Source organism: Spirosoma arcticum, assembly GCF_054779955.1.
On sequence record NZ_BAAGXG010000064.1, the window covers coordinates 1 to 634 of the forward strand.

The window sequence follows — 634 nt, forward strand, 5'->3', positions numbered from 1 at the left end:
TCTCATCGACCCCGGTCAGCCGCCGCTGGCGCTTGGCGACGATCTTCGGTTCGAACGTGCCCTCCCGGTCCCGCGGAACATCGATCTGCACCGGGCCGGTCGTCTCCGTCAGCACGGTCTTTGACCGGGTGCCGTTGCGCGAGTTGGCAGTGTCCTTGGCCGCCGCATCGTGCCTTTCATAACCGAGATGCTCGGTTAATTCCTCATCCAGCGCGGTCTCGATGACGGTCTTGGTCAACTGCTTGAGCAGCCCATCAGGGCCGGTCAGCGCCAGGCCCTGTTCCTTGGCCATCCTCACCAGCTCACGGGCGGCATCGACCTCGGAAGTGTCTGTCAGTTTTTCAACGGTCTTGGTACTCGGCACAGCCTCAAGTGTTGCGGCCATATCGGGCTCCTCCCCGCCAGGCTCACCGCCCGGCGTGTCGAGCCGGATACACCGTTATTTACACAGTCCCCTTAGCGTCGGATATTTCACTTTTTCACAAGCCACCCCGAGTAGCCGGTGATGACGTCCGTCGTGCCCTCCGCGAACCGGGGGCGGACGAGGACGCCGGAGCGGCGCAGCCGGCGCACGAACTCGGCTTCGTTCTCGCTCGCGCCGGCTGCCGCTCGGACGCTGCGCGCGAGGTCGTTC

At 64.7% G+C, this 634-nt stretch carries 1 protein-coding gene; it reads right to left on the reverse strand.

Annotation, left to right across the window (positions count from 1 at the left end):
* Positions 1-385, reverse strand: a 385-nt coding sequence (locus ACYVHB_RS32885) for a transposase (RefSeq protein WP_461056331.1), incomplete at its 3' end; no start/stop codon positions are given.
* Between the last annotated feature and the right edge of the window lie 249 nt (positions 386-634).